Below are 19,512 nucleotides of genomic sequence, written 5' to 3'. Positions count from 1 at the left end.
TTACATCGCAAAACTTTATGCTACTCCAAGTCCATTGATCTGTTGTGCAAATCAGTTCGCTTGCTGATCTATGATTTGAAACATCAGCAAATCCCTCAATTACCTTAATCATTCGTCACTGTGCAACACCATAAACGAACCTGAAAAATTTGTATGAAGTTTTGAAAATTTATCGGTGGAGAATGGGCATCGAAGCCATGTTTAAAGACTTTGACATCCTCTCTGGCCTAAAGGCACAGGGATTCCTATCGAACCTTAATTCCTCGGGAGGTTGACGCTTTGGTGGCGCATAGCTCCGCCAACACAGGGTGCTGCTTCCTAGGCGGTAGTCTGACGCTTCCCTCAACGTCCGTTTAGAGTTTCCGAGTGCCCCCCGACAACTATAACACTCTACCGTATATTCAATACTCTAGCATATATTCAATTCACTTACAAATAAAAAGTCGCCCTATAAGAGCAAGGCACCTACCCCAATTTTTCGGTAAAACAGGTGGATATAATCTAGAGGGAAGTCTAGGTAATGTACAAGGTTTGACTAATTTAATTTCACTGCTTGCTATTGCTAATACTGGTTGATTTTATCAAGGTAAATTTCTCAAAAAATTCGGTGTTCAAAATTACATTTATAGATGAACAGAAGCTCAAAGAAAAGATAGAAGACATAGCAATTTTTGGGTAGGTATATATGGTGAACTGTGGGAGATTGCTGGGGATTATTTAGTTGATATTGTTCAACAGATAATTAACCTGAATCCTTAAAAAAGTCTGATGAGCACAGGGGATTAAAAGCTCTGTCAATGTTAGATAATATTTAACCATCGTGATATTGTTATGCGAGTTTGAAAAAAGAATGCTACAAGAAGGTGCGTCTCGATCAGAGAGGGTTGAAAAGCAATGCAGTTCAGTTAAGGATTTTTTTTGCAGTTCTGTAAGCTCAAGAGCTACTCTAATGGTTCCATACCTTATGAGTTTTAGTATTATCTGAACTTTATTGGCTTAAAAAGAGCTACTCCAATTAATTTTAGACAGCTATCTCTATCATTTTTCTATTTTTCTTCAATATTTCTTCCTTCTTCCCTCTGACCTACAGACGTTGCATGCAACGTCCCTACCATTTGCAACAAATATTTATCACCCTTGGTATAACTCCTAACTCCTCAGCGAATAGCTAGTCTGAGCCAGAATATCGTAGAACCAATTTTCCATACGATTTCCATAAACTTGAATAGAATATTCAGCTTCCGCTTGTTGCCGACAAGCTAAACGATCAAGTTTGTCAAGATTGTTAATTGCTTTTACCAATTCCACTAGATTACCAGGCTCAACTAGCCAACCTGTTTGACCGTGACGCACAATTTCAGCAGGGCCTCCCTTATTATAGGTAATTATAGGCACACCACAAGCTAATGATTGAATGGCAGTCATGCCAAATGCTTCACTCCATCGATGGGTCATCAAGTACCCTCGACTGCGTCGCAGCACTAACTGCATTTCCTTAATTGGTAGAAACCCTAAATATTCTATTGGCGCATCAGGATAATTTTGCTGGATACTCTCCCAGTAAGACTTATCCTGAAGCAAACCCATTATTTTCAAAGGAATACCAGTATTTTTTGCAGCTTCCACAGCATCTTCCAATCCTTTTTCAGGAGAAATGCGCGCCACCCAAACCAAGTAATTATTTGGTCGATCACAATATTGATAGTTTTTTATGTCAATACCATTTCCCACAACTCGACATCTACTAGGAAATGAGAAAGTTTCTGCCTGAGCTTTTGTGTGAACAGCAATAGTACCAGGAAAACTAATACTGGTTTTTTCTATAATCTCATCCATTGCCTTTGACAGAGAACCCATACTTACCAGATGGGCAATAGGGACATTCAAAAATAGAGATAAATAAAAGGGAAGCCAGTCATAAGCAAAGTTAACAATCAAATCGTAATTATTTTGCTCTTTTCCTATAAATTCCCACATTCTGGTAAGCACAGATTTAGGGATTATAGAAATGGGGGTGTCACGATTTAATTGCTGAATACTAACTTGCAGTTCTCCGGTAATTTCAATAATGGGACAATCTACTTTAGTTATAGAACCCTGTGGCGCAACTATATCTACCTTGTGTCCTCTGAGAATCATTTCTTGGGCAATATTTTGTAATGTGAATTCGACTCCACCTCCAGTACCTGAACCAATAGCTCCCACAGGTGTAGAAGCAAATAATAATCGTAAGAGGTTAGCTTGAGCAGTTGCCATTTTTTTTGCCTAAATTATCAAAGGGAACATAAAACCTACATTCCGCACAACAAAATGTAGTATAGAATCAGGAGTCAGGAGACAGGAGACAGGAGACAGAATTTTAGAAGAAAATCATAGCTGCCGTGATTGCGTCATTAATCAAGCAAGTATTTATGCGTAAATTTTTTACTCAGAATTTGATCGACGAAAAAAGTAATTGAGATGATTTGCATAGTATAAATACTTACAAAGCTACGGATTTACATACTACTTTTAATGCTACAAAATGACGTGCGGAATGTGGGATAAAACAGACAAGAAAATCATTGAGCAACATTGGGGTCTGAGTCAAATTAGAAAAACCCAGGTTGTATCAAGCTCTCAATATATTAAATTATCCCGATTCCTTTAGATATTAAGGAATATTTTATAGATAGATACTTCTTTAAATACTTCACAATTTTTGATAACATCTGGTTGTGATTAAATGGGGGTGAAATACTTCTAGAAAATTTGATTGTAGCGTTTGAAAAAAATATTTCACAATAGCTGTATCATCTAAATGAAAAGGATATTCGTTGCCAAAACCCTTAGAAAAATACCAATTAATTAGTAATTTTCCATCAGAACTCAGAAGTTTATGAAACTCAATTAACTGTGATATTGGGTCTGGTAAATGTTCCATGACATCAAAACACATAATTGTGTCAAATGAGTTATAAATTTCCAATTTTGATGTGACTTGAATTTTGTCAGATAACCCTAATTTTTCGGAGCGCTCCAGAACAAAATTGCAGTTAATCGGATTTACATCTAAGTACTGAACTTCGGTAACATTTGGACACAAAGCAGCCGCAAAGGAATGTGTTCCAATCCCCCCACCAAAATCCAAAACCCGACCTTTAGCAAAATCAGCAATTAAATGTAGCATATTACCGATATAATCACAGCTTTTTAAATGCCACGCTGCTAATTCTAAGATATAGGTTGCTCCGACTTGGTCTCGATAAAATTCGATTGCCATTTCCCAATCAAAGTTTTGTCCCAACTTAGTCATAGCTTGATTACTTTCCTGAATTCGAGTCTCAAGGGTATGTCGATCTATCTGCAAAAACTCCTGGATGTGGTTTTTCAGATCGAAAGAATTGTCCCAATAAGCTTTGAGAAACTCAGGTTTAGCTGCAGTTAACATAGAAAATGACTCCTGAATTTTGTACACTTGATGTTGCCGTTCTTAGAAACCTACGATAATCTATAATTATCTGTTCTATTCTTGCTTCTACCTGGCAACGTCGGCGTTATCCAGTCCACAAGCTGACACGGACGTTTGCTGCGCAACGCTAGCGCGAAACGCGGAACGCGGAGCGTAGCTCTCACTGCCCCCCATAGCTAAATTTAACGCTGCATTTCCTACGGAATGCTTCCCTACGGGATGCTACGCAAACGCAAACAAGTCTTGATCGCAGCTAAAATTGCAGTGTTCGCAATTGAACAAACAGTCTGATAAAAACAAAGACTCGCAATTCAGTTCCACAGTTAGAGCAGGTTTTAGAACTAGGAAACCATCTATCAACAATGGTTAATTTAGAGCCGTACAGTTGACATTTGTACTCTAGCTGTCTACGAAACTCATAAAAACCCATAGACTAGGGCAGACTTAGCTAGCTTATAGTTGGCCATCATTCCTGATACATTCAGATCTTCACCCACCACTCTTGCTCCCCTCCCAGCAGGGGATGGGGGTGGGTTGTAGTTAAGAGCCAAATAAGTAGGCACGTTTATGCAATGTATCTTTACGAATATTAGCTATTTTACTGTGTAGTCTAGCTATTTTTAGCTGTGCTTTTTTCCAGTTATTGGAAAACTTGGTTTTATACCTGTTAAGGTATTGCAGTCGTGATAGTAATAATTCTAACTTTTTTTTTCGATTTAGCACCATCAAACATTTCGCAATAGTGATAATGTTGCTAAGGTTTTTACTCCTAAATCTACACTAACTACATCTACTGAATTCTCACTAATTTGAGGTTCTGTTTTAATCTTGAAACTAATGAACCAGCGGTTAGCTTTTCTACTAATAGTTACAGACGACAGATTGACATTATCTGGCAAGATCTCAAAAGTTTTAACCCATCCAATTCTAGGCGTTGCACAGTGACGAATGATTTTATATTTTTGATGAACAAGATTTTGGATTTGATAATTGCTAGAATGATTAATTAATGGTTTTTTTTTAGTCAAAGTCTAAACTAATTTTTGGCAATATCATTCTATAATGTGCAACCCCCAATTCTAGGTAATTTTATCTGACCCACCTCTCTTGCTCCCCTCCCAGGAGGGGATGGGGGTGGGTATTGAACCATCTAAAGTGTTTGCGTAGCATTCCGTAGGAAAACTATCATCTTTGCCTTTTTTCTTGAATTTAGGCTAACCAGAGACTTTCTTAAAGTAACGCTTCCAAGCTGATGACAAATATTTCAAAGCATATTGAGGTGCTGTTTTAGACACTTCGTAGTACCAATAGTTTTGAGGTTTAACCATTGCTACCAAAAGCAAAGGCCAAGTCAATAGCAGTAGGAAATTTAATTTTGCTATCAGGATTAATAGAATTGTGATTAAGGATGTTTCTAGTCAGCCATAATCCACAATTACAGGCATGACGACCCACACCAGCGTGTTGGGCAAGTAATGTTTTTTGTTGATTTGTGGGTTGCTACTCAGTTTTGAATCCTAGTAGCATAAAACAGATAATCGGAGACTATTATAGATAATACCAGATTATAGGTAACAGTTACAAGTCCTTATCAACTCAATGACTAATCAGATAGTGATTAAGTTGAGTAGCTGCCATCTTTTTATCTCTCTTTTTGCCCCATATTTGCATGGATTATTGCACCATTAATAACTGGGTTAGTCGCTGCAAAATAAATGGTTTGTGCAATCTCTGAAGCTTCGATTAAACGATTTTGAGCATTCATAGTTTTTATCTGCTCAATAATTGTCTCATCATGATTAAGATGATTTCGTAACATTGGGGTATCGGTAAAACCAGGACAAACACAAGCTGTATGAATACCTCGATCTATTAAATCCTGACAAGTGGCTCGCATTAACCCCACTGCTGCGTGTTTAGAAGTGACATAACTAAAGGCACCAGGCACCGCCTTTTCTGAGAGAGTGGAACCCACATAAATAATAGCAGACCCCTTTGACATTTTTGGCATGACTATCTGATTCAATATAGTTGGAGCAACCATATTAATTTCCAAGATATCTCGTAAATTATTGGCTTGAATATTTTCTACATTATCCTTATCTAAGCGGGCAGCATTGTGAACTAAAATCACCCTTTCAGAATATTCTAATTTAGGTAGTAACTCTTGTTTCAAATTTTCCTCAAAACCTTTTGCAGCTAAATCTATCTGAATATTAACTACATCTGGCAACGGACATAAATTTCTAGAAAGGTTAATAACCTGAAATTCCTGTTCCAGAAATAGTTTAGCTGTTGCCAATCCTATGCCACGACTTCCACCAGTTATAACCAAATATTTTTTGCTCATTTTTTACTCCAAAAACTGCTACCTGACTGACCAGGACCAGAGAATATTTTAACTTCTATTGTTTGAATCAAATGCTCTTGATTTTCTTGTACATTAACAAGTAATTGTTGCAAAAACCAATGAGAAAGCTCCTCTACAGTAATATTTCGCACCGGAAGCAACTTTACATCTCGTTTAAGAAATGGTATTTTCTCTTTACCACCATTGAACAAAGCATAGATATATTCATCGAATTCTTCTATTTTGAGATAAGGATTTTTTAATGGCAGTAGAAAAACTTCATCAAGAAATTGACAAATATTAAGGATAATTTCTTTGTAAATACCATAGTCAAAGGTCATGCCATTGTTTGTCACTTCAGCCTCGAACATGACATATACAGAAAAACTATGACCGTGCAGATTTTCTCTTTCACTATCTGAAAATATAGTGAAGTGACCTGCTGAAAAGTTCATTGCTTGCTTAAATAATTCAATTTTAGTCAGTCGTTTTTTCATAGAAAATGCACAGTTATATAAATCCTAAAAGAAATAGGAATGAAGAAAATACAGGAAATTAAATAGTCATTGGGGAATCAACATAAATATTTGGTTCTTGTAGATAAAATTCAATGCCAAAATTTTTCAGCTCCTTAGAAATATTTTGATTAGCAACTTCCAAAAGTCGCTTTCTTAATTGGATAGAATTTTCACTAGAACCGAGAATAAAGAAAGTTATCCTCGCCCGACATTTATCTGTATGTTCATGGTCAAATACTGCTATTTTTGTACTTCCTGGGTCAATACCAAATACTGAATCTGTACTATTTTTAACCACTTGCTGAACTAGAGCTTTTTCTCGTTATATCAGTTTCTTGGTAAAGTCTAAATATAATAAAACCATCACTTTTTTACCACGGGTAATATTCTCAATTCCTGCATTGGCTAATTGGTTATTAGGAACAATATATAGTGTACCCGTGGCGGCTTTCCTAATTTTTGTAGACCGCAAACCAATAGATTCTACTCTGCCATACATCTCACCTTCTCCTAATGAGCAACGAATATAATCTCCAGGAATAAAAGGACGGTCTAAATACAATACAACAGTACCAAACAATTGCTCCAAAGTTTTGGAAGCAGCAAAACTAATAGCGACACCACCAATAGATACTCCAGCTAACAAACCTGTTAATGGAAATCTTTGACTTTGAGCATAACCTATTGTGGCAATAAATCCGATTACTACATTTACTATAGTCTCAAATACTAAGAGTAACTCATCAGCTTCTAAGCCAGATTTACGAATAATTTCAATGCCATATATCCTGAGTACTTGCTGAAATAAACGGGAAGCTAACCAGGCAATACTAATCACTACAACAAGAACTATTAAAGGATTAAAGAAATTGTATAATGCTTTGTATTCTTCTAACCAAACTGAGGATAGAGAAATTAATATAAATGTTCCTGCAACTTGGAAAGGTTTTGTCAGTGGACTAATAAAGTTGTTAGTAATTTCTTTGCTTGAACTAGGCAAAAACTTATTAATAATTAATTGCACTATTCCTGGTGTATATTTTCCTATCAATACAGCTCCCAGGGCAAATACAAAAAAAATTAGATAGTGAGGAATGCTAGAACCTTGCAAAAAAACAGATAGCTGATTGACCTTGTTAATTATATTTGAAAAAAACATAATCAATTAAACTGTAATTGGTGAATCAACATAGATACTAGGTTGCTCTATATCAAAAGCAATACCATATTCCTTAAGTTTCAAAGTAATTCTTTGGCTAGCATTATCCAACATTTGACGACGCAAATCCATAGATACTTTACCAGAACCTAAAATAAAAAATGTAATCTGGGCTTGAGTTATATCTTGTAAGTTAGAATTCTGTGAATTTTTAAAGGTAATATCAGTATTACGAGGCTCTATGCCAAATACATCACTTGTACTTGCTAAGATAACTTGACGTATTAATGCTTGTTCTTCAATATCTACCTGACGATAAAAAGTTAAGTATAGAATCGACATAACTTTCTTGGCTGCGGTAAAGTTTTCAATATTTACCTGTGTCAGAGAATTATTAGGAATAATAATTAATGTACCTTTACCAGAAGAACGGATTTTAGTAGAGCGTAAACCAATTGATTCTACCCTACCAAAAGTACCATCTGGGAGACCAATATAATCATCTACTACAAAAGGTCTATCTACATAAAGTACGATACCACCAAGTAATTGACTTAAAGTATTTTGAGCAGCAAAAGCAACTGCTACACCTCCTACTCCTAGACTAGCAATAATACCAAATACATTCACTTGGTGAGTCTGAGCAAAAATGATAATAGCTAATACAAGAATGATAAAGTTAGCAATAAATTTACCTACTACAAATAAGTCACTATTAGCTTTTTGATCGCTTCTAAATGCTGCTTCTATTAAATAAACATCAAAAAACTTTTTAGCAAATTGAGAACCTAGCCAAGTAGTTGTGATAGTTAAAATTAAACTCAGAGTAATTTCTATAATATATACCTGAGAATATGGTGTAACAGCCAGAAGAGTTATCTCAGATATGGCTATGGCAATTACTACTCCAATTAGTGATTTATTTGGAGATATTATAATTTTATATGCTTCGGAAATTTCTGTAGATATAATCCTCTCTATTAATTCAGGCAGTTTGCGAATTACGATAACTACGACTATTCCTATGACTGCGATGGCAAATATTTGCAGGATTTTACTAAGATCTATTACTATTTGTTCAGGAATTTGAATAGTTTCGGTCATAAACAATCTTTATTTGAAAATAATTTTCTGAATTTGATTTAATTTTTATCTCTTAGTTGATTTTTTTATTATACTCTAAAATTTTTAAAATTTTGATTTATGCTAAATTCGGTTATGATAAGCTACTTATATAAATAATCGCCAAATTCTCTTTAATCAAAGAATTTAATTTCTTTGAACATAGTCTCAGTAAAATTTTTAAAATTTTGATTTATGCTAAATTCGGTTATGATAAGCTACTTATATAAATAATCGCCAAATCCTCTTTAATCAAAGAATTTAATTTCTTTGAACATAGTCTCAGTAAACTCGAATGTATCACCCAGTTTACTTGAACAACTAAAATTATTGTCTGTTTAAATTTAAGTTTTATCGAGGTTAAAATCAGTGGATTATTCACTGATTTTAACCCGTTTATATCTTTTTTATGTATAGCTTGAAAAGACTTGATTCAAGTAATTTAAGAGGAAAGAGGATTTAGTCTGAGAAAATAGCGATCGCCTAAATTATATTATTGATTAGACCTAGGCGTGAAAAAGATATAGATTTTTTGCAGGAGTAGGCAACAGCTCCGAAAGGCAACAGGCAACAGGTAAGATATTTTTACGCGCGAAGGCACTAAAAAGGATTTTTTAGGGTAAATTTTTCTTTCCTTAGCTGATCTAATTAAAAGATTTATTTATTTTCCACCAGATGTCTATTAATTAATTAAATTAATTAAAAAGTTGGCGATCGTGTCAGAGGTGCTGAACACTATCGTTTTTAATTTCATATTATTTTTACTCAGGAAACTCAGGAATTACCCATTTAGGAGGAGCCATTCTTTTCTTCATAACTGCTTCTTCAGCTATTTCCAACATTTTATCTAAGGGAGTATCATCAATAAACTTTGATGTTTCTTTTACATATTCCTGATTCGGGCATTTGTCACCTAAAACACATCCATTAACACAAGCTTCTGCACAATTTACAGTGTTTTCCATCCTATTTTCCTCTGGTAGTTTAGTTATTTTATAGCAGATAACTTTTTCTAGTTATCCACTTCAGCAGTCATCATTTGACTTTCAATATTATCATAAGCTCTATTAGTTTGAATTTTTTCCAAATAATATTTATCAGTCAACTCATCAAAACAAGAAAATATTTCATTAAGTAAATTAACTAACTGCGTAGGAGGAATATTTTCTGATAACTGAGTAAAACCTACTAAATCAGCAAACAAAATAGTTACTTCGGCAAAACTTTCAGCAATATTTTCCTGTTCTTCCTTTAATTTTTCTGCAATAGGTTTAAGCAAAATATTTAACAACAGAAGTGAAGAAATGGATAACAGAGAAAAATTATAACTCTACTTTGAGAAGCTGGGCTTAATATAATTAGGTTTTTACTATAAAATCAAACTCGTTCAAACGCTCAGAAATAAAACTAATACTCAGAATAATGGAATTGATAATCCTGGTAGAGGAATTAAAACTCTGTCTAATTGATGCACTGTAGGTAAGGCTTAGATATGAAACTAATGGTAGAGAAGGTAGATATATAGTCATTCCAGTTAAGATTGAGACAAGGGTTTCTTGCCTTGAAAGAGTTTCAGCTAAAAAAGTTTTCCAGTCTTATTCAGAATGACTATAATTAGTAGTTGCCTACTCCCTACTTCTCTACAGCAAAAGTGGGTAATTTACTAGATATCAATTTTCAAGAAACCTAAAATTACCCACAATTTTTGATAATTTAACTGCTGCCTAACTGACTAATCCTTTGCTAAGTAACTCATAAAGAAAAGAGTTAATAAAAGTTAGTCCTAAAGAACCAATTAACGCACTCCAAAATCCCCAACGTAGTCGAAATCCACTTACTAACCAGGCAGCTAAACCAAAGATAACAAGATTAACAACTAGAGTAACTAAACCAGGAAGAATTATATTAACTGGTAAAGCTAAAGTTCCTAAAATTGGACGTACAAATACATTTAACAGCCCAAATATCGCCGAAGAAATCAAGGCAATATTAAAATCATCAATTTCTACCCCAGTAGGCAACTTAGAAATAATAAACAAACTAACAGCAGTAATCAACCACATAACAATCAGTCTAACAATCTCTTCAGTAGCCATTTTTTTCTCCTTAAATTAACAGAAGTCTAAACATTAAATCGGAAGAGCAAAACATCTCCTTCCTTAACAACATAATCTTTGCCTTCACTCCTCATCAGACCCTTTTCTTTAGCAGCAGTCATTGAACCAGTAGCTACTAAATCATTATAGGCAATTGTTTCTGCTCGAATAAAACCTCTTTCAAAATCAGTATGAATTACACCAGCAGCTTGAGGAGCTAACATTCCAGCCTTAATCGTCCAAGCTTTGGTTTCTTTTTCTCCAGTAGTAAAATAAGTACGCAATCCCAACAATTCATAAGTTGCTTTAATTAGAGATTTCAACCCACCTTCTTCTACTCCTAAAGATTCTAAATAATCAGCTCTTTCCTCCTCCGGTAACTCAATTAATTCTGATTCTACCTGAGCTGAAATTATCACAACTTGAGCATTTTCCACAGCAGCAATATTGCGGACTTTTTCAACCCATTTATTCCCACTAGCCAAATCATCCTCAGATACATTAGCAGCATAAATTATTGGCTTAGAAGTTAACAGATTTAAAGGCTTAATTAACAGAAATTCTTCTTCGTTTAAGTCAGCCATTCTCACCGACTTACCTTCATTTAAAATCTCCTCTAATTTTGTCAAAACTTCCAACTCTGCCTGAGCATCTTTACTGGTACGAGCTTGTTTTTTAGTCCGTTCAATTCGGCGTTCAACTTGAGCTAAATCGGACAAAGCCAACTCTAAATTAATTACCTCAATATCTCGTACTGGATCTACAGAACCAGAAACATGAATAATATCCTCACTATCAAAACAACGGACTACTTGAACAATAGCATCGACTTCTCGAATATTAGATAAAAATTGATTCCCTAATCCCTCTCCTTTACTTGCACCTTTCACCAAACCAGCAATATCAACAAACTCAATTCTAGTAGGAACAGTTTGAGCAGAATTAGAAATTTTCGTCAGCACATTTAACCGCTCATCTGGCACCGAAACCACACCAACGTTGGGTTCAATTGTGCAAAATGGAAAGTTAGCAGCTTCCGCTTTAGCATTAGCAACCAAAGCGTTAAATAAGGTAGATTTTCCGACGTTGGGTAGTCCGACAATTCCAGCTCTGAGCATAAATTTAAGTCAAAAGTAAAAAATCAAAAGTAAAAAGTTTCAGAAATTACAGTTTGTATTTAGATCCGAGTTACTATACAACTGCCTTATCTAGTTAGGATAGCAGAACGAAAGAAGAATCTTGATTTCTTAGCTAAGTCCTAATCAAAATTAAAAATTAAAAAATAGACTTTCTTGTTCAGGTAATTCCACAAGCAACTATAGGTGCTAGATTTGATAACAATAAAATCAATACATTTTGCTGGTCTTTGAAAAAATTGGCTCAAAACTTAATTTTAAGAAATGTGAAGAATAGTTCATAAGAGTTTTTGAATGTGATTTACTTCTAGAAGTATATAAATCAAAATTTTATTGCTCTACTGCCCTAATGTTTATTTAGCTGATATTTTATTGCTAAGTAGTGTTTAAAATTTTGATAATTAGAATTCCCAAAATTATTAAATAAAAACTATTGTGCAATGGTTAAAGAAAGAATAATTGGAACTACGGAAGCAGCATATTTATTAGGTATTTCAGCTCAACGTTTGCGGGTATTGTTAGCTCAAGGTCGAGTTAAAAATGCCTACAAAGAAAATGGCTTTTGGCAAATTCCTGCTTATGGGCCTAAAGGTAGTGAAATGCCAATCATTTTTCCTGGTAGAAGGGGGCCGAAAGGTAATTGGTGTAAGCGGAAGCGCACTAAACCCACAATGATTCATGTTAATCAACACATAATTAAGAAAAACGCAAATAATCCACTAAAGGAGTTGAAGCCTGTAGTTTCTGTAAAGCAAACTAACGGTAATAATTATGGCTATCAGTTGGAAATTAAAGGTCCTTGTCGAATTGTATATAGCCCTCACGATCCGGCAGAATGTGGCGCTCATTTGTGGATTGACACTTTTAGTCGCGTGCAATTTGTAGATACCAATTTTAACCCCATTACTGCTTGTCGAGCATATAAATATATATAGATGATGTAAGTTAAGTAGATAAAATTGAGATTTTTTCAAATATCTGTTGTGATAAGCTGATAGTTAAACTCAAAAAAAATCAACGACAGATGGATAGTGCTGTGAAAAATCAAGCCCTTGTAGATGCTTTGGTCAAAAATCTGCCGGAGGATGCAAATGAAGCGCAAGTTAGTGAGATTTTTGCATCTGAATTATTTAATTTTTTAGGTTTTGAAGTAAATGAACGAGTGCCTAATTTTAATACAAGAAGTGGTACCGATCCAGTCGATCATGCTCTACGTCATAATACAGAGAATGACATATTTAATCAAACCAAAACTAATCCAGATATTCTCGTAGAATTGAAAAAACGGAATCTTAATTTAGCTCCTGGTTCAAAAGGATATAAAGATACTTTTAAACAAATTAAACGGTATTTGTTAGCAGAAAACTGTAAAACAGTGAAGTGGGGAATAATTACGAATGCTAATCACATTCAATTATTCAGAAAGCATGGAAAAGTTATTCATCCGGCGACAGTTTGTCTGGAAATTAATCCAGAAAATATCATCAAAATCGCTACATTAGTTAAAGAAAAAATTTATCGACCACAAAAAGCTTTAACAGTAGCAGTTTATAATAAGAAAGGTGGCGTAGGTAAAACAACAACCACAGTCAATACCGCAGCAACTCTATCTCTTTTGAATAAAAAAGTTTTGATTGTAGATTTTGACCCTGACCAACGAGACCTAACAAATTCTCTAGCGATTAAACCTAGTCAACCTTCTTTTAATCAGTGCTTAGTAAATGAAAGTATTAATATTAGAGATGTAATTTATCCTTACAAAAGGAAATTCAAAAACTTACAAAAAGAATTTGGCTTTGATGTGATTCCTATTCCTTTAGACGAACCCCTTGAAGTCTGGCATGAAGATAAATTGCGTCAAGAAATAGATGTTACGAAATTAAGTGAAATATTAGAGCCTTTAAAAAATAACTATGATTATATCTTGATTGACTCTTCTCCCAACTGGCGAATTTTTAGTCAGAGTGCAATTTATGCTGCGGATGTAGTTTTAATACCGACAAAACATAACAACTTCTTTTCTCTAGAAAATGCAGCCGCAGCTATCAAAAAATATATACCTGAAGTTCAAAGAAAAAGAAAAGATGGCGGACCTTTGATTCTACCTATTTTCTTTAATGGAGAGAAAGCGACCGAGGCGCAAATGAAAGATGCTAAATCTCATATCAATCAACTGATAAAAGATGCTAAACAAGACCAAAATAATAAATTTGACCTGCTACCCTATTTTTATCCCCGTTATACAGCAGCAAATAAAAATATGAAAATATTTGAATTACCTAATTATGCTTCCATTGGAAAATCTGCTTTTTCTAACGTACCTGCTGTTTATAAAGATAAGATGGTTCGTGAATATTATAAGAGTTTGGTTAAGGAGTATTTTTTATTATGAGTAGCTTGAGTAATATTGGCAATTTGATGCACCTATATATGTACAAAATTGAACCAGGGAATGGAACAGATGCTCCAGAATTTCTAATTTCAGCAACGGCAAAAGCTCTCAATGAAACTGGTGGAAGAAACTGGGTACCTGTCATTGTCAAAGAATTGGAAAAGAATAAATATGAAGTAATTGGCAACTCCTTTATTTTTGCTGTAGCTGAAGCTGCGGGTTTAGAAAAAGTTTGGTGTGTTATTGCTGATGAAAGTGAGCAGACTGAAAAAATTAGCAAAATTTTGTCTGGGGAAAAAACGCCACAAATAAATCTTTCCACCTGCACAAGAGACGAAATTAAAATAGCACTTCAATACTTAATTGAAAGACCAGACAGCCAACTTAAAGGAGTAAAACTACCAGTAGCCACAAATCGTATTGATGAAGCACCCCGTCAATATTGGAAAGATTTTAAACCAATCACAAAATTAGGATGTGGAATTACGATGGCTAAAGTCAAAGCTTTGAAAGAAGTTTTTTATCTGACTCCCCAACCAATGCCCGAACCTGAGAAAGTAAATCTTTCTACTGCCACAAAAGACGAAATTAAAGCAGCACTTAAATATTTAATAGAAAAGCAAAATAGTCAACTTAAGCAAGTTGAATTAGTAAAAGCAACAGAACGTATTGCTGAAGCTCCACGTCAAAATTGGAAAAGCTTGGAACCAATTACAAAATTAAAATGTGGAATTGGGAAAGCTAAAATTAATGCTTTAAAAGAAATATTCTATCTATAGGATAATGATGAAGCAAATAAGGAAAAATGTTTTTCCCGTTGCTCCCTATTCCCTAATATAGAATTTGAAAATTAGTTATCCTATGATTTGAGGAGTGAGGAATTATAATAAATTACCTAAATATCATTTATCTACCTTTTGATAAAACCTTTTGCTTCAGAATGGGGTTTAATATTAAGTCTCATTAATTAGCCAAGGGTAAAAATCTTTACCCCGATCAATTTCTCCCTATTCTCTGTTCCCTATTCCCTAAATTTTTCCGAAGTGGGCATTCAAAGAAACATGATATAAACAAATATAAATCTGACCTAAAATTATTTAATTTCCCTGATTATTCATAAAATTATTTTTTCATCCTTGGTACTAGAAGTAAAAATGCCAAGACTAGAACTACTGAAAAATTAATTCATAATAGGGGGAAAAGTAGATTTTATTTACCCATCAAATATTTTCTACAAATTGTAGGAATAATTCAGAAAAAATAACAATAAAAAGTTACTAAAGCAAGAATTAAAATTTTCAGTTCGATAAATTGTCAAGCTTAATTAGACGATTGGATATATGCAGGATTAATTGATAGTAAAATTTTTATTCAGTTGTTAGATAAATTCAATCCAGATTTATCTATATCTACGGTAATGATGTAATGATTTATAGATATATCTATAATTAATCTCGCGGATAAAATGACTGAAAAACGGTAGTGGTGCGTTAGTCTTGCATAGTAATGGTAGATGGGGATGAACAACGGCGCTTCATAGGAGCAAGATACGAACAAGGGAGCAAGATGCTCCCACTGTTTTTTACTTGACCAAAATAATTACAATAGACCACCAATGAAAATGCACTACCACCAAATCTTCTACCTAAAATTGTTGTAAATGCTTGACCAAACCAAAACACCAATAGTTGAAACCCTCAAAAATCTTACCCAAAAATCTCATGCTCCTTTCTACGCACCAGGACATAAACAAGGAAAAGGCATTCCACAACCACTTAATGACTTATTAGGTAAAAAAGTATTTCTAGCAGACTTACCAGAATTACCAGAATTGGATAACTTGTTTGCTCCAGAGAGTGTAATTAAAGAAGCTCAAGAATTAGCAGCAGAAACCTTCGGCGCATTACAAACCAAATTTCTCGTCAATGGTTCAACTACAGGAATTATCGCTGGAATACTAGCCACTTGTGGAAATGGGGATAAAATTATTTTGCCTCGGAATATTCATCAGTCAGTAATTTCTGGGCTAATTATATCTGGAGCAATTCCTATTTTTATCCATCCAGAATATGACTCAGATTGGGATATTGCTCTAAGTGTCACCCCTCAATCTATTGCCCAAACCTTAGCAAAACATCCAGACACCAAAGCAGTCATGGTAATTTATCCTACCTATCATGGTGTTTGTGGAGATATTGCAGCGATCGCCCAAGAAGTCCACAAATATAATATTCCCTTATTAGTAGATGAAGCTCACGGTCCACATTTTGCTTTTCATCCAGAATTACCAACTCCAGCATTAGTAGGTGGAGCAGATTTAACAGTACAATCCATTCATAAAGTATTGGGGGCAATGACTCAAGCATCAATGTTGCATCTGGGCAGTAAACGCATAGACTCCTACCGACTCAACCAAGCCTTACAAATGCTACAGTCTAGTAGTCCAAATTATTTACTTTTGGCATCTCTCGATGCTGCCCGCCAACAAATGGCTTTGCTTGGTCAAGAACTAATGAGTCAGACTTTAGAATTAGCTAGGGATGCTAGAAATAGAATTAGTCAACTGCCAAATTTTTCTATATTTGACAAAGAAATAAGAAGCTTGACTAGCTCGCCAGGAAATTCAGACTTATTAACTAATGAGAGGAAAAGATTACCTTTCTTGATAAAAGGCAGAAAATTTGATGAAAGTTATATCAATTCTGGATTTTTTGCTCTTGACCAAACCAGATTAACAATAAAAGTCTCTGATATTGGTTTGAGCGGGTATGAAGCTGATGAAATTTTGCATCAGAAATTAGGTGTTACCTGTGAGTTACCAAGTTTCAAAAGTCTGACATTCATTATTTCTCTGGGAAATACAAAGGCAGATATTGAGCAGTTAATAGATGCTCTAGTAAATTTAGCAGAGCAAGATTGTAGAAATAAATTTAACAAGTTCACCGACTTTAAGACAGAAATTGACGATTATTTAATTGATTCCTCAATTCCTTTATCTCCCAGAGATGCCTTCTTTGCCCAGAAAGATTATTTACCCATAGAAAAATCTTTAGGTTGTATCAGTGCTGAACTTATTTGTCCCTATCCACCAGGTATTCCAGTATTAATGCCTGGTGAAATTATTGCGCAACAGCATTTGAAAATACTTGAACAAGTCCGGGCATTGAGTGGGATAATAACAGGGTGTAGTGACCCCACTCTTAAAAGTATTAAAGTGTGTAGATTTTAGTCTTATATCATGTCTCTTCTCTAGGGAATAGGGAATAGGGAATAGGGAACAGGGAACAGGGAGAAATTTATCAGAGAAGACTTTTTTATGATGACTAATTAGGGTTTGCTGAAAAAGTCTTATGGGTGAGGGAAGGAGACAGCTATACTGGAGACAGGAGACAGGAGAAAAGGAAATTTAGAGGAGGTAGGAGCGGGCGTTTTGTCCCAAGATTGTTCTGCCCAACTATGCGCCTAAAATGCTCACTTTTTGAGCGTGAAGAGCTGAAAACCAGGTACTTTTTAAAGGCCACAAAAAGGCCTAAACCTTGATCTGCAAATACTTTTAGATTTAATCAGCAAGCCCTAATTAATGAGACTTGATATTAGACTGTAAGACATATAGTCATTCCAGTTAAGATTGAGACAAGGGTTTCTTGCCTTGAAAGAGTTTCAGCTAAAAAAGTGTTCCAGTCTTATTCAGAATGACTATAGTAATAAAGGACACAATAAATCTACTATTACTATTACCGCTCAACTAAACTTACTCAAACTTACTCACAAGTCTGAAAGTATAGTCAAACGCAAGTGGATCAAGCACTACAGGGTTAAACGGCAAACTCTTTATTCCTTGGTCAAAGACATCAGGAATTACTTTTTTAATAATGTTCAACGACCCATTTACATCTGCATTTAATAATTTATTTTCCCTGTTTTTATACAGTCCTCTTGTTACTCTTTTTCCACTTAATTTCGGTTTTTTATCTCCATATTTAGGCAAATTATCCCCATCTAAACAGCTTAATTGAGATGTATAGGATTCTTCGGTAATTATTACTTTTATTGTAAGCATTCAGCCGTCAGCCATCAGCTATCAGCTATTGCTTTTAATTTAGAATAAAAGCAATATTTAATTCTCTTACTAAAAAAGTTGGCTCCCTTACCCTAAAAGTCTATATTAATTTAAACACTTTCCTATATGAGAGAGTCTTGTTGCTAATAGCTGACAGCTAATAGCTGAATGCTTACCTTTTATTCCTCTTAATTGGGCTTTATACGTTAACATCTCTATTAACTTACAGTGAGGGATATTAACAAATTGTTGATTGTTCTTTTTCCCTAATTTTATTTCTTGTTTCCAATTTTGATTCTACCCAATGATTAAGATTCCTATTTCATGGTTTACACACTAATCTATTACTCTTTTACTTGCTGTATGGAGATAGTTTTCTACTCGACAATTTCGTTTATGAGTTAATTTTTTTAACCGATTAGAATTAGTTTGATTGTGGTTGTTTTTTAATTGAGATTGTAAATAAGAGCGTTGTTTATTATAAAAGGCGTTAATGGCTTTTAATGGTCTGCACTTAATCAAGAGAGGTGAAGTTCCTGTTTGATTTGTCGTTACAGGTATTAAGTTATTTACTCCTAAATCTACTCCTGCTATTTGTTGATTTTCTGTTGTTGACTCCGCTTTTTCAGATACTATTTCTATTATGTAACAGCTACTTTTGGGGATAATTCTCGCTTCTATTATTTCTGTCTGTGAAGTAGGGATTTTTATTTCACTCATGGATAAGTGACAAATCCCTTTTTTTAAGGCTTTTTTAGAAATTGATTCATGAGGATAGGGCAGAAGATTTCGGCCTTTTGTCTTATGTTTATATTTGGGAATTTTCGGTTTTCCTAAAAATTTACTTGGCTGTTTTTTCCATTCTTTTAAAGCTCAAAAATAACTAGGGCTTACTGAGTCTAATCTCCTGATTATTTGCTTACTTACTTTGGTAGGTAAAGCTTGATAATCATCCGTCTTAGATACCTTGTGATACAGTTGATTAAAGCTTAGTTTCTTTTTGTTTTCAAAGAAATATTGGCGATAATAATAGTTAGCTAAATTGAACAAATTTTTCGACAAAAAAGCCTTGTGATTTATTTCTGACCACCAATAATGTGATTTTGTAATAACATGACGTTCAACTAGTTTCATATCTTAATTGTAGCTGGACAACTCTATTGAAGTAATTATAGAATTATCAACATATACTATATAACCGGATTCTATATTAAATCAACAATTCCCT

General features: G+C 34.3%; 22 protein-coding genes and 1 pseudogene. 5 read left to right on the top strand and 18 right to left on the bottom strand.

The window, feature by feature from the left end; genetic code table 11:
• A pseudogene (locus F6K06_RS26235) lies at positions 1-108 on the top strand (IS1 family transposase); the annotation flags it as partial.
• A 1,041-nt stretch (positions 109-1,149) separates the two neighbouring features.
• On the opposite strand, the gene F6K06_RS26230 reads toward F6K06_RS26235, so the two are convergent.
• The 15 genes from F6K06_RS26230 to ychF form a co-directional block, all read right to left on the bottom strand.
• Positions 1,150-2,256 carry a glycosyltransferase family 4 protein gene (locus F6K06_RS26230; protein WP_124146275.1) on the bottom strand — a complete coding sequence of 369 codons (1,107 nt, stop codon included), beginning with the start codon at positions 2,254-2,256 and terminating at the stop codon, positions 1,150-1,152.
• Positions 2,257-2,692: 436 nt separating this feature from the next.
• Positions 2,693-3,430: a bifunctional 2-polyprenyl-6-hydroxyphenol methylase/3-demethylubiquinol 3-O-methyltransferase UbiG gene (locus F6K06_RS26225; protein WP_124146274.1), complete on the bottom strand. Its 738-nt coding sequence runs from the start codon at positions 3,428-3,430 to the stop codon at positions 2,693-2,695.
• 274 nt (positions 3,431-3,704) lie between these two features.
• Entirely contained in the window at positions 3,705-3,881 is a 177-nt protein-coding gene (locus tag F6K06_RS26220; protein ID WP_205127462.1) for a zinc ribbon domain-containing protein, read from the bottom strand.
• A complete protein-coding gene (locus tag F6K06_RS26215) occupies positions 3,868-4,014 on the bottom strand; it encodes a hypothetical protein (protein WP_287289524.1) in 147 nt (48 codons plus the stop codon). Before F6K06_RS26215 ends, F6K06_RS26220 begins: the two co-directional genes overlap by 14 nt.
• A 162-nt stretch (positions 4,015-4,176) precedes the next feature.
• Positions 4,177-4,479, bottom strand: a complete 303-nt coding sequence (locus F6K06_RS26210) for a hypothetical protein (protein ID WP_124146272.1) — start codon at positions 4,477-4,479, stop codon at positions 4,177-4,179.
• Positions 4,480-4,665: 186 nt separating this feature from the next.
• Positions 4,666-4,806: a hypothetical protein gene (locus F6K06_RS26205; protein WP_205127461.1), complete on the bottom strand. Its 141-nt coding sequence runs from the start codon at positions 4,804-4,806 to the stop codon at positions 4,666-4,668.
• Between the two features lie 287 nt (positions 4,807-5,093).
• Positions 5,094-5,801 (bottom strand): SDR family oxidoreductase, encoded by a 708-nt coding sequence (locus F6K06_RS26200; RefSeq protein ID WP_124146271.1) that lies wholly within the window; start codon positions 5,799-5,801, stop codon positions 5,094-5,096.
• A complete protein-coding gene (locus tag F6K06_RS26195) occupies positions 5,798-6,298 on the bottom strand; it encodes a 6-carboxytetrahydropterin synthase (protein WP_124146270.1) in 501 nt (166 codons plus the stop codon). Before F6K06_RS26195 ends, F6K06_RS26200 begins: the two co-directional genes overlap by 4 nt.
• A 58-nt stretch (positions 6,299-6,356) precedes the next feature.
• Complete coding sequence (locus F6K06_RS26190; protein ID WP_287243571.1) at positions 6,357-6,617, bottom strand: hypothetical protein; 261 nt, start codon at positions 6,615-6,617, stop codon at positions 6,357-6,359.
• A gap of 24 nt (positions 6,618-6,641) precedes the next feature.
• Entirely contained in the window at positions 6,642-7,478 is an 837-nt protein-coding gene (locus tag F6K06_RS26185; RefSeq protein WP_287243572.1) for a mechanosensitive ion channel family protein, read from the bottom strand.
• A gap of 6 nt (positions 7,479-7,484) precedes the next feature.
• Positions 7,485-8,582, bottom strand: a complete 1,098-nt coding sequence (locus F6K06_RS26180; RefSeq protein ID WP_124146268.1) for a mechanosensitive ion channel family protein — start codon at positions 8,580-8,582, stop codon at positions 7,485-7,487.
• A gap of 779 nt (positions 8,583-9,361) precedes the next feature.
• Complete coding sequence (locus F6K06_RS26175; protein WP_124146267.1) at positions 9,362-9,565, bottom strand: hypothetical protein; 204 nt, start codon at positions 9,563-9,565, stop codon at positions 9,362-9,364.
• 47 nt (positions 9,566-9,612) lie between these two features.
• On the bottom strand, positions 9,613-9,879 hold the full coding sequence (locus F6K06_RS26170) for an adenylate/guanylate cyclase domain-containing protein (protein WP_240039085.1): 267 nt from the start codon (positions 9,877-9,879) through the stop codon (positions 9,613-9,615).
• Between the two features lie 445 nt (positions 9,880-10,324).
• Positions 10,325-10,696: a phage holin family protein gene (locus F6K06_RS26165; RefSeq protein ID WP_124146265.1), complete on the bottom strand. Its 372-nt coding sequence runs from the start codon at positions 10,694-10,696 to the stop codon at positions 10,325-10,327.
• Positions 10,697-10,722: 26 nt separating this feature from the next.
• On the bottom strand, positions 10,723-11,814 hold the full coding sequence (gene ychF, locus F6K06_RS26160; protein WP_287243575.1) for a redox-regulated ATPase YchF: 1,092 nt from the start codon (positions 11,812-11,814) through the stop codon (positions 10,723-10,725).
• A gap of 458 nt (positions 11,815-12,272) precedes the next feature.
• Here ychF and F6K06_RS26155 point away from each other — a divergent pair, with 458 nt between their 5' ends.
• The 4 genes from F6K06_RS26155 (at position 12,273) to F6K06_RS26140 (ending at position 17,453) form a co-directional block, all read left to right on the top strand.
• Positions 12,273-12,767 (top strand): hypothetical protein, encoded by a 495-nt coding sequence (locus tag F6K06_RS26155; RefSeq protein WP_287243576.1) that lies wholly within the window; start codon positions 12,273-12,275, stop codon positions 12,765-12,767.
• A gap of 89 nt (positions 12,768-12,856) precedes the next feature.
• Positions 12,857-14,224, top strand: coding sequence for a ParA family protein (locus F6K06_RS26150; RefSeq protein ID WP_287308908.1), 1,368 nt, complete (start codon positions 12,857-12,859; stop codon positions 14,222-14,224).
• Positions 14,221-15,003, top strand: a complete 783-nt coding sequence (locus tag F6K06_RS26145) for a Rho termination factor (RefSeq protein WP_287243579.1) — start codon at positions 14,221-14,223, stop codon at positions 15,001-15,003. Before F6K06_RS26150 ends, F6K06_RS26145 begins: the two co-directional genes overlap by 4 nt.
• 881 nt (positions 15,004-15,884) lie before the next feature.
• The gene (locus F6K06_RS26140; protein WP_287243581.1) at positions 15,885-17,453 is read left to right on the top strand and encodes an aminotransferase class I/II-fold pyridoxal phosphate-dependent enzyme; all 1,569 of its coding nucleotides are present in this window, start codon (positions 15,885-15,887) and stop codon (positions 17,451-17,453) included.
• Positions 17,454-17,975: 522 nt separating this feature from the next.
• Here F6K06_RS26140 and F6K06_RS26135 read toward each other — a convergent pair.
• From F6K06_RS26135 to F6K06_RS26125, 3 genes are all read right to left on the bottom strand, one after another.
• Complete coding sequence (locus F6K06_RS26135; protein WP_205127460.1) at positions 17,976-18,284, bottom strand: hypothetical protein; 309 nt, start codon at positions 18,282-18,284, stop codon at positions 17,976-17,978.
• A 336-nt stretch (positions 18,285-18,620) separates the two neighbouring features.
• Positions 18,621-19,004: a transposase gene (locus F6K06_RS26130; protein WP_205127459.1), complete on the bottom strand. Its 384-nt coding sequence runs from the start codon at positions 19,002-19,004 to the stop codon at positions 18,621-18,623.
• Positions 19,005-19,157: 153 nt separating this feature from the next.
• Positions 19,158-19,418 (bottom strand): hypothetical protein, encoded by a 261-nt coding sequence (locus F6K06_RS26125; RefSeq protein WP_205127458.1) that lies wholly within the window; start codon positions 19,416-19,418, stop codon positions 19,158-19,160.
• Positions 19,419-19,512 lie beyond the last annotated feature (94 nt).

Source organism: Okeania sp. SIO1H4 (genome assembly GCF_010672695.1).
Taxonomy (GTDB): Bacteria; Cyanobacteriota; Cyanobacteriia; order Cyanobacteriales; family Microcoleaceae; genus Okeania; species Okeania hirsuta.
This window is presented reverse-complemented; position numbering and strand designations above follow the sequence as displayed.